18 protein-coding genes are annotated in these 14,215 nt (G+C 38.5%); 10 read left to right on the top strand and 8 right to left on the bottom strand.

Going from position 1 to position 14,215, the window contains the following annotated elements; genetic code table 11:
* Window positions 1-24: 24 nt before the first annotated feature.
* Together ACFQRG_RS13380 and ACFQRG_RS13385 are read left to right on the top strand one after the other, a co-directional pair.
* Window positions 25-1,641: a sodium:solute symporter family protein gene (locus ACFQRG_RS13380; protein ID WP_380966792.1), complete on the top strand. Its 1,617-nt coding sequence runs from the start codon at window positions 25-27 to the stop codon at window positions 1,639-1,641.
* A gap of 13 nt (window positions 1,642-1,654) precedes the next feature.
* Window positions 1,655-1,882, top strand: coding sequence for a hypothetical protein (locus ACFQRG_RS13385; protein WP_380966794.1), 228 nt, complete (start codon window positions 1,655-1,657; stop codon window positions 1,880-1,882).
* A 42-nt stretch (window positions 1,883-1,924) separates the two neighbouring features.
* Here ACFQRG_RS13385 and ACFQRG_RS13390 read toward each other — a convergent pair whose 3' ends face one another.
* The 4 genes from ACFQRG_RS13390 to ACFQRG_RS13405 all read right to left on the bottom strand — a co-directional run bounded on the left by ACFQRG_RS13390 (window position 1,925) and on the right by ACFQRG_RS13405 (window position 4,199).
* Window positions 1,925-2,068 carry a hypothetical protein gene (locus ACFQRG_RS13390; RefSeq protein WP_380966796.1) on the bottom strand — a complete coding sequence of 48 codons (144 nt, stop codon included), beginning with the start codon at window positions 2,066-2,068 and terminating at the stop codon, window positions 1,925-1,927.
* Window positions 2,069-2,081: 13 nt separating this feature from the next.
* A complete protein-coding gene (locus ACFQRG_RS13395; protein WP_380966799.1) occupies window positions 2,082-2,207 on the bottom strand; it encodes a YfhE family protein in 126 nt (41 codons plus the stop codon).
* 249 nt (window positions 2,208-2,456) lie between these two features.
* Window positions 2,457-3,008 (bottom strand): GNAT family N-acetyltransferase, encoded by a 552-nt coding sequence (locus ACFQRG_RS13400; RefSeq protein ID WP_380966801.1) that lies wholly within the window; start codon window positions 3,006-3,008, stop codon window positions 2,457-2,459.
* A 285-nt stretch (window positions 3,009-3,293) separates the two neighbouring features.
* A complete protein-coding gene (locus ACFQRG_RS13405; protein ID WP_380966805.1) occupies window positions 3,294-4,199 on the bottom strand; it encodes a TIGR01777 family oxidoreductase in 906 nt (301 codons plus the stop codon).
* 105 nt (window positions 4,200-4,304) lie between these two features.
* Here ACFQRG_RS13405 and ACFQRG_RS13410 point away from each other — a divergent pair, with 105 nt between their 5' ends.
* On the top strand, window positions 4,305-5,111 hold the full coding sequence (locus ACFQRG_RS13410) for a RecX family transcriptional regulator (protein WP_380966807.1): 807 nt from the start codon (window positions 4,305-4,307) through the stop codon (window positions 5,109-5,111).
* Here ACFQRG_RS13410 and ACFQRG_RS13415 read toward each other — a convergent pair.
* The gene (locus tag ACFQRG_RS13415; RefSeq protein ID WP_380966809.1) at window positions 5,108-5,794 is read right to left on the bottom strand and encodes an SDR family NAD(P)-dependent oxidoreductase; all 687 of its coding nucleotides are present in this window, start codon (window positions 5,792-5,794) and stop codon (window positions 5,108-5,110) included. The two genes, ACFQRG_RS13410 and ACFQRG_RS13415, sit on opposite strands and share 4 nt — an antisense overlap.
* A gap of 256 nt (window positions 5,795-6,050) precedes the next feature.
* Here ACFQRG_RS13415 and ACFQRG_RS13420 point away from each other — a divergent pair, with 256 nt between their 5' ends.
* Window positions 6,051-6,368, top strand: coding sequence for a YfhH family protein (locus ACFQRG_RS13420; RefSeq protein WP_380966811.1), 318 nt, complete (start codon window positions 6,051-6,053; stop codon window positions 6,366-6,368).
* A 33-nt stretch (window positions 6,369-6,401) separates the two neighbouring features.
* Here ACFQRG_RS13420 and ACFQRG_RS13425 read toward each other — a convergent pair whose 3' ends face one another.
* Window positions 6,402-7,397, bottom strand: a complete 996-nt coding sequence (locus ACFQRG_RS13425) for a metal-dependent hydrolase (protein WP_380966813.1) — start codon at window positions 7,395-7,397, stop codon at window positions 6,402-6,404.
* Window positions 7,398-7,600: 203 nt separating this feature from the next.
* On the opposite strand from ACFQRG_RS13425, the gene mutY reads away from it, so the two are divergent.
* On the top strand, window positions 7,601-8,695 hold the full coding sequence (gene mutY, locus ACFQRG_RS13430) for an A/G-specific adenine glycosylase (RefSeq protein ID WP_380966815.1): 1,095 nt from the start codon (window positions 7,601-7,603) through the stop codon (window positions 8,693-8,695).
* Between the two features lie 5 nt (window positions 8,696-8,700).
* On the opposite strand, the gene ACFQRG_RS13435 is transcribed toward mutY, so the two are convergent.
* Complete coding sequence (locus tag ACFQRG_RS13435) at window positions 8,701-8,886, bottom strand: cytosolic protein (RefSeq protein ID WP_380966817.1); 186 nt, start codon at window positions 8,884-8,886, stop codon at window positions 8,701-8,703.
* A gap of 213 nt (window positions 8,887-9,099) precedes the next feature.
* Here ACFQRG_RS13435 and ACFQRG_RS13440 point away from each other — a divergent pair, with 213 nt between their 5' ends.
* Complete coding sequence (locus ACFQRG_RS13440; protein WP_380966820.1) at window positions 9,100-9,294, top strand: gamma-type small acid-soluble spore protein; 195 nt, start codon at window positions 9,100-9,102, stop codon at window positions 9,292-9,294.
* 109 nt (window positions 9,295-9,403) lie between these two features.
* Here the strand turns inward: ACFQRG_RS13440 and ACFQRG_RS13445 are convergent, their stop codons facing one another.
* Complete coding sequence (locus ACFQRG_RS13445) at window positions 9,404-9,592, bottom strand: hypothetical protein (RefSeq protein ID WP_380966821.1); 189 nt, start codon at window positions 9,590-9,592, stop codon at window positions 9,404-9,406.
* A gap of 260 nt (window positions 9,593-9,852) precedes the next feature.
* Here ACFQRG_RS13445 and ntdP point away from each other — a divergent pair, with 260 nt between their 5' ends.
* The 4 genes from ntdP (at window position 9,853) to ACFQRG_RS13465 (ending at window position 14,086) form a co-directional block, all read left to right on the top strand.
* Window positions 9,853-10,386, top strand: a complete 534-nt coding sequence (gene ntdP / locus ACFQRG_RS13450) for a nucleoside tri-diphosphate phosphatase (protein WP_380966823.1) — start codon at window positions 9,853-9,855, stop codon at window positions 10,384-10,386.
* Between the two features lie 31 nt (window positions 10,387-10,417).
* Window positions 10,418-12,148, top strand: a complete 1,731-nt coding sequence (locus ACFQRG_RS13455) for an ABC transporter ATP-binding protein (RefSeq protein ID WP_380966825.1) — start codon at window positions 10,418-10,420, stop codon at window positions 12,146-12,148.
* Between the two features lie 285 nt (window positions 12,149-12,433).
* The gene (locus ACFQRG_RS13460; RefSeq protein WP_380966827.1) at window positions 12,434-13,036 is read left to right on the top strand and encodes an alpha/beta hydrolase; all 603 of its coding nucleotides are present in this window, start codon (window positions 12,434-12,436) and stop codon (window positions 13,034-13,036) included.
* Between the two features lie 78 nt (window positions 13,037-13,114).
* Window positions 13,115-14,086, top strand: coding sequence for a ring-cleaving dioxygenase (locus ACFQRG_RS13465; protein WP_380966828.1), 972 nt, complete (start codon window positions 13,115-13,117; stop codon window positions 14,084-14,086).
* The last annotated feature ends 129 nt before the right edge of the window (window positions 14,087-14,215 follow it).

Raw genomic sequence — 14,215 nt, forward strand, 5'->3', positions numbered from 1 at the left:
ATTCTGGGAGAGGGTGAAACCAGCATGAACAAAACCTTGTTTGATGCCGGTGTTGTCGATTATATTGTTATTATTGTTTATTTTGTTTTCGTCATCGGTATCGGTTTTTTATTAAAAAAACATATGAAGTCTGGTGAGGATTTCTTCTTATCCGGCCGATCTATACCAACATGGATAACAGGTCTTGCATTTTTGTCAGCTAATTTAGGCGCTTTAGAGTTACTTGGGATGGCGGCAAATGGTGCAGAGTATGGTATTATGACAGCTCATTTCTATTTTATTGGCGCTATACCAGCCATGATATTCCTTGGTTTGTACATGATGCCTTTCTACTATTCTACTAAGATTCGTTCAGTGCCGGAATATTTAAAGCTTCGTTACAATGAAGCAACCCGTGCTTTGAATGCGGTAACATTTGCGGTTATGACTATTCTTGTATCCGGTATCAGTCTGTACTCAATGGGACTTATTTTTAAAGTATTAATTGGCTGGTCGTTAACAACAAGTATTTTATTCTCAGCCGTCGTTGTATTGGTTTATGTAGGATTGGGGGGTTTGACATCGTCCATTTACAATGAAGTGGTTCAGTTCTTCTTAATCTGGTTAGGACTGCTGCCAATTCCTTTCCTCGGTTTGCATGAATTAGGCGGTTGGCATCAAATGCTTGCTCAATTACCTGGCAGTTTTGGACACTTATGGGGAGATACAATGCATGCTTCACAAAATGCCATGGGTATAAGCTGGATTGGTATTATCCTTGGCCTGGGATTTGTATTAGGTTTTGGTTATTGGACAACTGACTTCTTAGTTGTCCAGCGCGGATTCGCGGCAAGGAACCTGCGATCAGCACAAAATACGCCAATTTTTGCAACATTCTTTAAGATGGTCGTGCCGCTTCTTGTTATTATTCCAGGGCTTATTGCGGCTGTTTTGTTCCACAATCTTGGCAAGACGGGCGGCCCGAGTTATAACTTAGCGTTACCAATGCTGATTCAGCGCTATTATCCGCCAGGTCTTCTTGGATTGGGATTAACGGCTATGCTTGCAAGCTTTATGAGCGGAATGGCTGGTAATATTACAGCATTCACATCGATCTTTACTTACGATATTTACCAGGCTTATATCAAAAAAGAAGCATCCGACAAACACTACATAAGTGTAGGACGCTGGTCAATTGTTATTGGTGTTATTGTCAGTATTGGAACTGCCTATATTGCGGGCAGTTATCCAAGTGTTATGGATTATATGCAAACCTTATTCTCATTCTTCAATGCACCATTGTTTGGCACATTCTTGCTCGGTATGTTTTGGAAGAGAACAACAGCTTGGGGCGGCTTCTGGGGACTGCTTTGCGGTGTTGTTGGTGCATTTGTCGCATATTTTGCGATCCCGGCAGAATTCTATGGTTCAGCACAGGCAGGCAATTTCTGGCGGGCATTAATCGCGTGGGTGATTACTATGGTTGTAACCATTGCTGTCAGCTACTTTACAAAACCTAAGAAAAAAGAAGAATTAACAGGGTTGGTATACGGCTATTCCGAAAAACCAAATTACAAACACCTGGCCTGGTATAAACGCCCTGGCGTTCTATCTATTATTTCATTAATTATTCTGGTTATCATTAACATTTGGCTCTGGTAAAGGAGGGTGAATAATGGGATCTAAGAAAAAAGGTTATTTTGATCTTCGAAAAATTATTGGTGTCCTCTTTACATTTTATGGACTCTTAATCAGCGGATATGGTCTGTTTGCCGATCCAACCAAAGCCCATGATCATACTAATCTCAATCTTTGGTGGGGCATCGTTATTCTTATCTTTGGTTTAGCTTTTCTTGCTATATCTTTTTGGAAACCGATATCCGTTGATGATCAAAATGAATAATTTATAAGCCCTGTACAGCACTCAGCTATACAGGGCTGCTTCTTAATCTTCGCTATTTTCAGCCCGTCTGTCAGCTTCCTTAGCACGTTCTAAAGCTTCCTGATCGTCGGAATCAAGGGCTTGTGTATATTGGACATCTTCATTTTTGGCAATATCTTCTTCATGACCATCATATTTACGCTCCATCTCAGAAAACCTCCTATGACTTTCTGCCTTTTTGATAGGCGCTGTCAGCCCTTTTGAATTCTTTTTGATAAAGGACAGATTGTGTTTTGTTTAAATGGTCAAACCGATTGATTGTATGGTTGTCCCGTTTTGATCCCATATGATCACTCCTTTATTATAAGATGTTCAAAAAGTCGGGGAAAATGAATGAGTTAAAGTATGCGTGCTGACTTCTTCGCCGAAGATTATTCAAAGAAGTATTTCCACTTCTCGCCCGTGCTTACGCTCGTTCCTTCTTTTTGAACACCCATTATTATGCTATTTTTTCCAAAAAGCTTTAGTTTAATCAAAAGAAAAAATCCCCCTTAGATAATCAGCTTTGAAAGCCTTCTATAAGGGGGATTTTAATCTATGCTTCTTTCAGCTCATTTGCATTAAAGGTGAAAGTTTGGATATGCTGGTGATGAAGAATATACCGGTCCCTCGTGATTTCATATAAGTGAAACATGTTAGGATCATGATTTATATGATGTGCTTCCAAATTATCAACAATATGCACATAGGGAATTTTTTCTGCAGCTTTTTGGGAACGAATATTTGCTTTGCGAATTTTTAAATAGATCGTATGAATAGCTTTTTCCAGAAATAGTTCAGAAAAAAAAGCTTCTTTGGCTCTTTGGTTATAGCCTTTTCCAAAATAAGGCCTTCCAATCCATGTCCCTAAGAAACCTTTATTATCTGCAATGTCGTATAATGATATCGTACCGATAGGTTGTTTGTATTCATCAATAATTGTTCGGGAAATGAGTTCATTATTTTCTTCTTTCTTCATTGTTTCTTGAACAATAAGTTGATATTCTTCTAATGTTTCGGCTTTATGTCGGACATAAGGGTACACTTCAGGATCTTTCATTAACTGAAACAATACGCCACTTTCCGAAAGGTCACGTTTCTTTAACATGTTACATACCTCCCAGCGGGGTCCACCCCGAATAATATAAAAACTAGGCAATGAATGAAAAAACTTAAAAAGAAACTTATCATCTGTTTAGATGATCTTAGTTGTCTAGCTTTCGGGATGGGAATCGAACCCACTAGGACCAAAGAAACTTTGGTGGCGCACCAATTGCCTTCCCGTAGAGGATGTTCAAAAATGAAGAAAATTTTCGCCTGTTTTGAACATGTTTGCATATGAAATTTAGAATATTATATCCTGTTTTTTATAAAATGGGAATAGAAATTATCATTAATTTAAAAGATTTTTTAATGCGCTTTCAAGACTAGGATATTTAAAATTAAATGATGCGGTAACGGCTTTCTTGGGGATAACTTTTTGACCCTTTGTTATAAATTCACTTACTTCACCCAAGAAAAGTTTTAGAATAAAAGAAGGGAACAGAAACCAATGGGGGCGCTTTGTAACTTTTCCAATTGTTTGTCCAAATTCTTTCATCGTTACAGGGTAAGGCGAGGTGAAATTTACAGGACCATTTATAAATGGATGTTGAATAGTAAAGTCTATCAAACGAACCAGATCTTCAATATGAATCCATGAAACCCATTGCTTGCCGGATGCAATTGTTCCGCCGATAAAATATTTATAAGGTAAAATCATTTTAGGAAGCAAACCATCACTTTGTGCAAGTACAAGTCCGAATCTTGCCAATACAGTTCTGATACCCAGCTCCTCTGCGCGAAGGGCCTCTGTTTCCCAACGATAACTCACATCAGCTAAAAAATCGCTTCCTTCATAGCTGGATGTTTCTGTAAAGGATTGGGTTTTCGATGTGCCGTAATAACCAACCGTTGAAGCGCTGATAAGTAAATGAGGTTTTATAGGCATTTGGCTTAATAAGTTGATCAGTGACTTAGTCGCATTCAAGCGGCTTTGTAAAATGCTTTTTTTCTTTGACTCTGTCCAACGGCTGTTGTATATGGATGCCCCGGCAAGGTTAATAGCAACATCAATAGGCGGCAGCGGGTATTGATTAGCGCTTTTTCTAATTAACCATTGGACATAATGAACATATTGAGAATACTCTTCAGTAATACGTTTTCTTGTAAGAATATAAACGTGATGTTTTAAACTGCTGAAATGCTTTGTTAATGCTCGTCCAATGAAACCGGTCCCTCCTGAAATCAATAGATTCAACTATGTCACTCCTTTGAAATAGGTAATCTTCCTTAAAATATCTCTCTTATTGCCAAATTTTCTTCAAATGACAAGAAAGTCTATAATAGATTGAAGGTGATTAACATGTATCAAATAAATAAGCTGCGGGCAGATGAAAAAAATAAAGGCTATTTTTACGTTGATATTAAGCGGGAAAATGACAGTATTTTAACGATTCATGTCCATGAAGATATTTTTGTAGCGCATGAATTAAGAAAAGGGTTAGAACTAACGCAAGAAAAGCTAGATGCTATCAGGTCTGAAGAAAGCATGGTGAAAATCTATCATCTTGCGTTAAACTACTTATCATATCGTATGCGTACGAAAAAAGAAATGGAAGACTATTTGTTAAAAAAAGGCTTTGAACGAACAGAAATAGCGCAAATCATTCAAAGGCTGTCTAAAGAAAATCTATTAGATGATAAGATATTTGCCGAAGCGTTTGTCAGATCAAGAAAAAGGTTGACCACTAAGGGGCCGAATTATATTCTGCGTGAGCTTGTGCAATCCGGTGTGAATGAACAAGATGCAAGGGCTGCACTTGATCAATACAGTCCTTCAGAACAACAGGAAAACGCCTTTAAATTTATGAATAAAAAAATGGAAACCGGGTCAGCCAAGCGGTCTGCAATGGAACAAAAGCAGAGGCTCACCCGTTTGCTGCAACAAAGGGGCTACTATTCGGAGACAATAAACGATATAATCAACGAAGCTTTTTCCCAGTCGGAGGAAGAAGAATGGCAAGCCGTTTGTTTTCAAGGCGAAAAAGCAGCCCGCAAATACAAAAAGTTTACGGGCTGGGAATGGCAGCAAAAGATAAAGCAATATTTATTTCGCAAAGGATTTTCTGCTTCTCTAATCGAGCGATTTGTTCAGGAATATAAAGACTAACCCAACTGTTCTTTATCGACGTAAATGTCTTGGCGGCCATCATCGTGTTCATAAATATATTTTGCAACAGCTTCAGCTGATACAAGCCGGCTTGTATCCTTTATATGCGTTTCACTTTCCCAAAAAGGCGTGTTCATACCGCCCATATAAACAGGAACAACAGTAATATTGCTGTCGGCAAGCTCTAACTTAAGACTTTCAGAGAAACCCCGGATTGCAAATTTTGTTGCACAATAGACGGATTCATTAAGTTTTCCTTTAAGTCCTGCGGTCGAAATGATATTTAAAATTTTTCCTTTTTTATTTTTTAGAAGCGCAGGCAACATATATTTAGTAAAAAAGATTGTACCTTTTATATTAGTATCGATCATAGATAATATTTTCTCATCTGAAAGGTCTTGAAGAGGACCAAAATGCCCGATACCGGCATTATTAATTAGAAAATCGATTTGTTTAAAAGTTTCTTGAAGATGAGCGGCAGTTTGTTTGATTTGTTCAATATCGTTAAGATCGCAGACCTCAATAAAACTTTGGACACTCTGTTCGGCAAGTTCGCTTTTGACATCCAGAAGCTTACTTTCATTTCTTCCTAACAATATAGGCGTATAGCCGTGTTTTCCGTATTGCAGGGCAAGTGCCCGTCCAAGTCCTGAGCCGCCGCCGGTGATGATGATGTATGCCATTTATATCAATCCTCTCTAGTAAGGAAGTTCAAAAAGTCCGGGAAAAATGAATGGGTTAAAGTAAAATATGCATGCTGGTGCTCCTTCGCCGCAGCATACTCAAAGAAGTATTTCCACTTCTCGTCGCAACTCGCAGTAGTTCGAGATGTATTGCTCGTTCCTCCTTTTTGAACTTAAACTTTAATTTACCTTTTTACTAAATAATTTTATCCTTTATAATAGTACTAGTTAATTCCGATCAGGGGGCATATCCATTATGGAAAAACGGTATAGTCAAATGTCAGAGTACGAATTGCAACAGGAAATTGCCAGATTGAACGAAAAAGCTAAGAAAGCGGAGCAAATGGGCATGGTTAACGAGTTCGCGGTCTGTGAAAGAAAGATTCAGATGGCGAAATCTTATTTAATGGATCCGTCCCAATTTAAGCCTGGTGATGAGTATTATATTTCCGGTGATCCGGGCGATTCATTTAAAATTGCTTATATGAACGGAACATTTGCCTGGGGATACCGGGGAAATGCCAAGGAACTTACCGCATTTCCGATATCAATGCTGGTTAAGGAAAATAATTAACTCGGGTAATAATACAAAAAGAGAAGGGTAAACTTAAGCCCTTCTTTCTCTTCGTGTGGACGGCAACAGTTTTTTTCTGAGCTTCTTCTCGCTGTATACCCATCCGGTATAAGAACTTATAATGTTTAAATGATCATCAAGCCAGACTGCAGCAACAAACGGATAGTGTCCTTTTGACAGATATCTTAAATCAATAAATTTAACTTCATATCCTTTTTCAAATGGGCTGACCTCCCATCTGTGAATAGGGGAAAAGGATAGAAAAGCGTGCAAATTTTTATCTTTCTTTGCAGCCTGTATGATATCATTATCCGGCACCGGCTTTCGGGTAAACGTATCAATAATGTTTACGCTGGCTGCTGTTATTTCGCCGACATAATAATTGTTCTCCGCTTTAACAGATAAATGATATTGCGACCATCGCAAGGTCGGCGACAAAAATACTTCTATAGCATCAGGCAGCCTGGCCTTTACCCGGTTAACAATCTTGCGGTGAACATAGGCGCGCCATAAATAATAAATAATTAAAATGGCATAAACAGCTGAAAAAATCATCCAAGGATAACCAACAAAATACCAAAGTATAAAGCCAACGATATGAATGCCGAAAATGAACGGATCGAAAATATTAATCATGCCTAATGCGACCCAACGATATGATAAAGGTCTTATGGCTTGAGTACCGTATGCGTTAAAAATATCAACGAAAACATGAAGAAAAACACCGATAAAAGTCCACAACCATAAATGGAACATATTTGCCGTTGGAAAAATGATCATGATAACGGCAGCAAGCAGAATCGGCCATAGTAATGTTGCAGGTATGGAGTGAGTGATTCCCCGGTGGTTTCTAATATACGTAGCGTTATTTTTAAATTTAAGTACGGTATCTACATCAGGAATAATTGATCCGGCTAGAGTTCCGACTAGGACGGCGTGAGTTTCAGCAGTGCTGTGCGCAACAACAGGATCAATGGTTGCAAGTCCTGCTAACCCTATTCCCATGACAACATGTGTAGCTGAATCCATAGTATGTTCTGCCCTCCTATTGTTATAGCCACCTAACCATCAAAAAATGACTTTTTCTTGTGAAGTTTATATGTAGACATTAGGCTTAAGCTGTTTGCTGACAATATATCCTATGTTATTAGTATACAACGTGAGAGCCCTTTTCACATGTTTAAAGATTAACGATTTAGGAACTCTTTTACACCTGGAGGTTTTAAAAAAATATGACCATACAGCAAGATTTGGAAAATTTTAAGATTAACCAATTCAACAAAGATCTGATTCAATGGTTTTATCAAAATAAGAGAGATCTGCCTTGGCGTCAAACAAAAAACCCTTATTATATATGGATATCTGAAGTGATGTTGCAGCAAACTCAGGTAGATACAGTTATTCCCTATTATCAACGATTTATTACCCAATACCCGACCCCGGAGGATTTGGCTTCAGCGGAAGAAGAAGCTGTTCTCAAAACCTGGGAAGGTCTAGGCTACTATTCCCGTGCCCGTAATTTACAAAAAGGTGTTCGTGAAGTTGTTGAAGAATATCAGGGTCGTGTTCCAAATAATAAAAAAGATATTTTATCTATTAAAGGGATAGGACCTTACACAGCGGGGGCTGTACTGAGTATCGCATATGACCAGGCTGAGCCGGCTGTTGACGGAAATGTCATGCGAGTTCTGAGCCGCATCTTTTTAATAGATGATGACATAACGAAGCAGAAAACAAGGCGGTTATTTGAAGAAATTATCTATAATATTATTTCCGAAACGGATCCTTCTGCATTTAACCAAGGATTAATGGAAATTGGCGCGCTTATTTGCAAGCCCAAGCAGCCGAAATGTGATCAATGTCCAATTGCCAAACATTGCAGGGCATTCGATGAAGGCGTCCAAACTGAATATCCTGTCAAGAAAAAAAAGACGCCGCCTAAGCCGCTGTTTTTTGCTGCTCTTGTATTACGGGACAAAGCCGGAAAATTCTTGATCAGAAAACGCCCCGAACAAGGCTTGCTTGCAAACTTATGGGAATTTCCTATGGTTCCTCTGGAATCTTTGCAAACAGATACAAATAAAGCAGTTCAGGATTATATAAAAAAGAATTATGATCTTTCTATTCAAATAAACAACACGGAAATGAGCATACAACATACTTTTACCCATTTAAAATGGCATTTAAACTTATTTACGGGGATGATTGATAAAACTCCTGTTAAGGAAGGGGGAAAGTGGGTATCTTTAAAAGAATTGGAAAAATTCCCATTCCCGGTTTCACATCAAAAAATTGTCGATAAAATTAAACAAGGTCTGCTCTCATAAATAGATCAGACCTCGTTTAATCCGCCTCTTGATTCGATTTCTTCAACAACTTCGGTTCTTATCTCAACACCTTCACTATTTAAATATGGGGTTAGCTGCTGTAAACAATGGTGAAAATAAGCGAGTTCATTATCTTTCCATTCAGTTTTCGGGATCATGGATAATTCCGTAAAGTCCCTTCCGTCATACATTGATATCATCCTTTCTCGTATATATATAGTTATGTCCATTTTTAAATCTGCTCATTTAAATAAAGTAAAACATCGGCGGGGTTTTATTTATTCCTTAAAGCCGCTGCTTAAATAGGCAGATTTAGCACTTTGCGCCGGAATAAAAAAATTCTTATTTCTTTTACATAAAAGAAAATGACAATGGTTACATTAACTATCGTGGAGGTGATACCAATGGCAAAGCGTAATATGACACCTGCAGGAACTAACGCTGAACACGTTAGACAACAAAACCAACAAGCTGCAGGTAAAAACCAAGCTGGACAAGCTGGCCAATTCGGCACAGAATTTGCTAGCGAAACTGACGTTCAATCTGTACGTCAAAAGAACCAACAGTCTCAAGCTAAGAAAAGCCAAAACCAACAGTAACATCACCTTACACATGAATGAGCTCCCTAACATACGTTTAGGGAGCTTTAATAATAATTAAGCTATCCAATTTGGATAGCTTAAATTGTGCGATAGGAAATCATGAAATTTACTCAAAAAAATCTTCAAGTTGCTGCTGCCCTTTTTTGCTTTTGACATTTTCCGCATAAGGATTTTCTTCAAACGGCGTTTTTGGATCTAAATTTGTTTTAATTCCAAAAGTCGGACCCTTCGGCTGTTCTGCAATTAATCGATCATTTAATGCATCAAAATCAGGCGTTTGTTTTTCATCTACCATTTATGGAACACCTCCTTGTCTTTTATCATAGACATTTAACGGTGAACTATGTGTTTCCTTCGCCGACACATATTTTAACTTTTCATCATAGCTTGCAGCAGTTTGAGAATGTATCACGCGGTGCTCGATGTAAATCGGATTGTATCAACGTTAGAAAAAATGTAAAACATATTGTTATATTATTTTAAAATTTTAAGGAGACAAGTTATAATATATAAACATATAGCAAATGTCACTTTTTATATGAAAGGGGAACGACGATGCGTTTTCCTCGTATGGGTCAGATCATTCAAATTCAAAGTTATAAGCATGATGGTACGCTGCATCGCGTATGGGAAGAAACCATGGTTTTAAAGGGTACTCAGGATACTGTCATCGGTGCCAATGATCAAACATTAGTGATTGAGTCCGACGGCAGGCATTGGCGGACAAAGGAACCCGCTATCACGTATTTCAGCACCAAAGAATGGTTCAATATTATTTGTATGATCCGCCAAGACGGCATTTATTACTACTGCAATTTAGGATCGCCGATTACTTGGGATGAGGAAGCTCTTAAGTATATCGACTACGATCTTGATATTAAAGTATATCCGAATGGTTCATATAAATTGCTTGACGAAGATGAGTATTCTTTGCATAAACGAAAAATGAATTATCCAAAAAAACTCGATAATATACTAAAAAGCCATGTAAAAGAATTAATCGATTGGATAAAAAATGAAAAAGGGCCTTTCAATCCAGGTTTTGTGGACAAATGGTACAGCTTGTATAAAAAGTTAGAAAGAAACTAGGTGATGCTTTCTGGGCAGCATTAAGCGATATATGAAATTTGTTAAACCGTATAAAAAACAAATTGTAATTACGGTTATTGTCGGACTTGTAAAGTTTGGTATACCTTTATTGCTTCCTTTAATTTTCAAGTACGTCATTGATGATATTCTTAATACATCATTGTCAGATGCTGAAAAGCTGAAAAAGCTTCTCTACTTACTTGGAGGCGCTTTTTTTATTTTTGTTGTGATACGTCCGCCGATTGAATATTACCGGCAATATTTTGCTCAATGGACTGGAAATAAAGTCCTGTATGATATCCGTGATACATTGTTTGCGCATATTCAAAAGTTAAGCCTTCGTTTTTACTCTAACAGTAAAATCGGCGAGATCATCTCTCGGGTTATTAATGATGTAGAACAAACCAAAACCTTCGTTATCACTGGCTTAATGAATATTTGGCTTGATATGTCGACCGTTCTGATAGCCTTAGTTATTATGTTCTGGCTAAATTGGATTCTTGCAATTATATCTATTATTATGTTCCCGGTTTACGCTATGATCGTTAAAATTTTCTATTCTAAATTAAGGCAATTAACAAGGCGCCGCTCTCAAGCGCTTGCAGAAGTTCAAGGTCATTTGCATGAACGGGTTCAAGGGATGAATGTCATTAAGAGTTTTGCATTGGAAGATTATGAGCAGGGGCAGTTTGCTGAGAGAAATAAAAACTTTTGGCAAAAAGCGATAGATCATACATCATGGAACGCAAAAACGTTTGCGGTTGTTAATACCGTTACAGATATTTCACCGCTCCTTGTCATTGGTGTCGGCTCATATCTTGTTATTTCCGGAGATCTAAAGCAGATCGGTACATTAGTCGCCTTTTTCTCTTACTTAAATCAGTTATACGATCCGTTGAAAAGACTCGTGAACTCATCAACGACATTAACTCAGTCAATTGCTTCAATGGACAGGATCTTTGAATTTTTAGATGAAAAGTACGACATTAAGGATAAGCCGGATGCAAAACCGCTTGAAATTGTTGACGGACATGTCAGTTTCCGCGATGTATCCTTTTATTATAATCAAGACGAGTCGCCAGCCTTATCACACGTCAATCTTGATGTGATGCCGGGTGAGACGATTGCGCTTGTAGGTATGAGCGGGGGAGGCAAGTCAACGCTTGTCAGTCTTATCCCCAGATTTTACGATGTCACAAGCGGTGCTATTGAACTGGATGGCCGCGATATCCGTGATTTTAAAGTAAGAACACTTAGAGATAAAATCGGCATGGTACTGCAGGATACGGTTCTTTTTAGTGAATCGGTTAAAAGCAATATCAAAATGGGGAACCCCTATGCGACCGATAAAGAAGTTATTAAAGCAGCCAAAGCAGCGAATGCTCATGACTTTATTATGCAGCTGCCGCAAGGATACGACACCCCGGTCGGAGAACGCGGAGTCAAACTATCCGGCGGTCAAAAACAACGGATATCTATAGCGAGAGTGTTTTTGAAAAATCCTCCGCTTCTGGTCCTGGATGAAGCTACATCAGCCCTGGACCTTGAAAGCGAGCATCTTATCCAGGAAGCACTCGAAGATCTGGCAAAAGACCGGACAACATTTATTGTCGCACATAGACTGTCAACGATTACACATGCTGATCGTATCGTTGTCATTGAAAATGGCAAAATTATCGAAGTCGGCAATCATCACGAACTTATGGAGAAACGGGGCAGCTATTTTGATTTATTCCAAGTCCAACAACTGGACAGTGTATAAATCAAACTGTGGATAACCATCTTTTTTGGGGTCTGACCCTGTGAACTGTGGATAACTTTGGCAAAAGAGAGTCCTGATCGGGCTCTCTTTTGTTTAAGGGTTGACAAAAGAATTATTCAAATGTAAAATTAATCTCGAATTAGAGATAATTTAATTCAACTTAATTAAAAAAGAATTTTGCAGAAATGGAAGTTGGCTAATATTATTTTTTTGCCCTATACCTCGAATTCGAGTTAAATGAAACAAATAAATAATTATTAAAAGTCTAAAGGAGGTAAAACATTCATGAAACACTTTTTCCATAAAGGGAAGGATTTAAGTAAACCGACATTGCTTCTTCTGCATGGGAGAGGAGGAACGGAGACAGATCTTTTACCGGTGGCAGGCATGATTGATGATTCCGCTTCGGTATTAGGCGTTCGCGGAAATGTCAGTGAAAACGGGATGCCGCGATTTTTCCGAAGACTTGCTGAAGGGATTTTCGATGAACAGGATCTCATTTTTCGAACGAAAGAATTAAAAGCGTTTATCGATTCTGCCGCGAATGACTATAAATTCGATCGAAACAATGTGGTTGCTGTTGGCTACTCCAATGGCGCAAACATTGCGGCCAGCCTTCTTTTTCACTATGAAAATGCACTAAAAGGCGCTGTTTTATTTCACCCAATGGTTCCCCGGCGCGGCATTGAATTACCTAATCTCGCCGGCACACCAGTTTTTATAGGGGCAGGTATAAATGACCCCATTTGCAAACCTGAAGAAACAAAAGAGTTGGCCAATATTTTCGAACGGTCGGGTGCAACCGTTGAGATTCATTGGGAGAGTGCCGGCCATCAATTGACTCAATCCGAAGTTCAACAAGCGGCAAAGTGGTACTCATCAATCTAAATAAAGTGATGATTTAATTAATCGGCAAGTTTTCTTAATTAGGCATTTTAATTAATAGTAAATGAGAGGGTGAATGGAATGGAACTCAAAGGGATTCATCATTTATCAGCAATCACAGCAAAAGCTGATAAGAACTTTGATTTTTACACAAAAATATTAGGTCTCAGGTTAGTTAAAAAAACAGTTAACCAAGATGACACTTCGGTTTATCATTTGTTTTATGGAGATGAGAAGGGGAACCCCGGAACCGAATTGACCTTTTTTGAAATTCCGATGGCTGGACGAAACCATGACGGGGTTAATAGTATATCGGAAACCTCCCTTCGTGTTGCCAATGATCAAGCATTAGTTTACTGGAAAAAACGCTTTGAAGACTTTAATGTAGACCATGAAGACATTTCAAAACAAACAGGCCGCTCCGCACTTTCTTTCAAAGACTTTGAAGGACAACGCTTAACTTTAGTATCGGATGAAAATAATGATGGTGTCAAAGGCGGCACCCCTTGGGAAAAAAGTCCGGTACCTCAGGAATATGGTATTCGCGGATTGGGACCAATTAAATTAACGGTTAGAGATGCACAAAAAACAATAAATGTGTTAACAGAAATCATGGGATTCCGTGAAAAAGGGCGCTACCCTTCCTCAGTGAAAGGACAACCGGACATTTTAGTATTCGAAACTGGAGAAGGAGGAACCGGTGCAGAAATTCATTTAGAAGAGAGAAATGATCTGCCTCAAGAACGCCTCGGACGCGGTGGTGTTCATCATGTTGCATTTCGGGTTGACAATGAAGAAGAATTACGGGAATGGATAACGAAAATTCAAGCAGTCGGATTTCATAATTCTGGATATGTCGATCGTTTTTATTTCCGTTCTCTCTATTTCAGAGAGCCGAATGGCATATTATTCGAATTAGCAACAGACGGCCCCGGCTTTGACACAGATGAAGATATTAACCATTTAGGTGAGACGCTTGCTTTACCGCCATTTTTCGAATCACAGCGGGAGCAAATTGAAGCGAAATTAAAGCCTTTAAATACAAGACGATAATAAGCTTTAATTACGATAAGCACTCTGGCAAAAGGGGATAAAAAAAAACTGATTGAAATAAAACAACTATTTTTAAATGACCCGGCATATTAAATGATGTCGGGTCATTTTGGCAGGTTATTATTGAAG

The sequence above is a fragment of the Scopulibacillus cellulosilyticus genome (assembly GCF_042665295.1).
Classification (GTDB): domain Bacteria; phylum Bacillota; class Bacilli; order Bacillales; family Sporolactobacillaceae; genus Scopulibacillus_A; species Scopulibacillus_A cellulosilyticus.

Bases quoted from the DNA above. Each gene is read 5' to 3' on its own strand.
- ACFQRG_RS13440 (WP_380966820.1), top strand. From the start codon at position 9,100: ATGGCAAAGCGTAATATGACACCTGCAGGAACTAACGCTGAACACGTT.
- ACFQRG_RS13465 (WP_380966828.1), top strand. From the start codon at position 13,115: ATGGAACTCAAAGGGATTCATCATTTATCAGCAATCACAGCAAAAGCT.
- ACFQRG_RS13435 (WP_380966817.1), bottom strand. From the start codon at position 8,886: ATGTATGACGGAAGGGACTTTACGGAATTATCCATGATCCCGAAAACT.
- ntdP (WP_380966823.1), top strand. From the start codon at position 9,853: ATGCGTTTTCCTCGTATGGGTCAGATCATTCAAATTCAAAGTTATAAG.
- ACFQRG_RS13420 (WP_380966811.1), top strand. From the start codon at position 6,051: ATGGAAAAACGGTATAGTCAAATGTCAGAGTACGAATTGCAACAGGAA.
- ACFQRG_RS13380 (WP_380966792.1), top strand. From the start codon at position 25: ATGAACAAAACCTTGTTTGATGCCGGTGTTGTCGATTATATTGTTATT.
- ACFQRG_RS13445 (WP_380966821.1), bottom strand. From the start codon at position 9,592: ATGGTAGATGAAAAACAAACGCCTGATTTTGATGCATTAAATGATCGA.
- ACFQRG_RS13415 (WP_380966809.1), bottom strand. From the start codon at position 5,794: ATGGCATACATCATCATCACCGGCGGCGGCTCAGGACTTGGACGGGCA.
- ACFQRG_RS13460 (WP_380966827.1), top strand. From the start codon at position 12,434: ATGAAACACTTTTTCCATAAAGGGAAGGATTTAAGTAAACCGACATTG.
- ACFQRG_RS13410 (WP_380966807.1), top strand. From the start codon at position 4,305: ATGTATCAAATAAATAAGCTGCGGGCAGATGAAAAAAATAAAGGCTAT.
- ACFQRG_RS13455 (WP_380966825.1), top strand. From the start codon at position 10,418: ATGAAATTTGTTAAACCGTATAAAAAACAAATTGTAATTACGGTTATT.
- ACFQRG_RS13395 (WP_380966799.1), bottom strand. From the start codon at position 2,207: ATGGGATCAAAACGGGACAACCATACAATCAATCGGTTTGACCATTTA.
- mutY (WP_380966815.1), top strand. From the start codon at position 7,601: ATGACCATACAGCAAGATTTGGAAAATTTTAAGATTAACCAATTCAAC.
- ACFQRG_RS13385 (WP_380966794.1), top strand. From the start codon at position 1,655: ATGGGATCTAAGAAAAAAGGTTATTTTGATCTTCGAAAAATTATTGGT.
- ACFQRG_RS13425 (WP_380966813.1), bottom strand. From the start codon at position 7,397: ATGGATTCAGCTACACATGTTGTCATGGGAATAGGGTTAGCAGGACTT.
- ACFQRG_RS13400 (WP_380966801.1), bottom strand. From the start codon at position 3,008: ATGTTAAAGAAACGTGACCTTTCGGAAAGTGGCGTATTGTTTCAGTTA.
- ACFQRG_RS13390 (WP_380966796.1), bottom strand. From the start codon at position 2,068: ATGGAGCGTAAATATGATGGTCATGAAGAAGATATTGCCAAAAATGAA.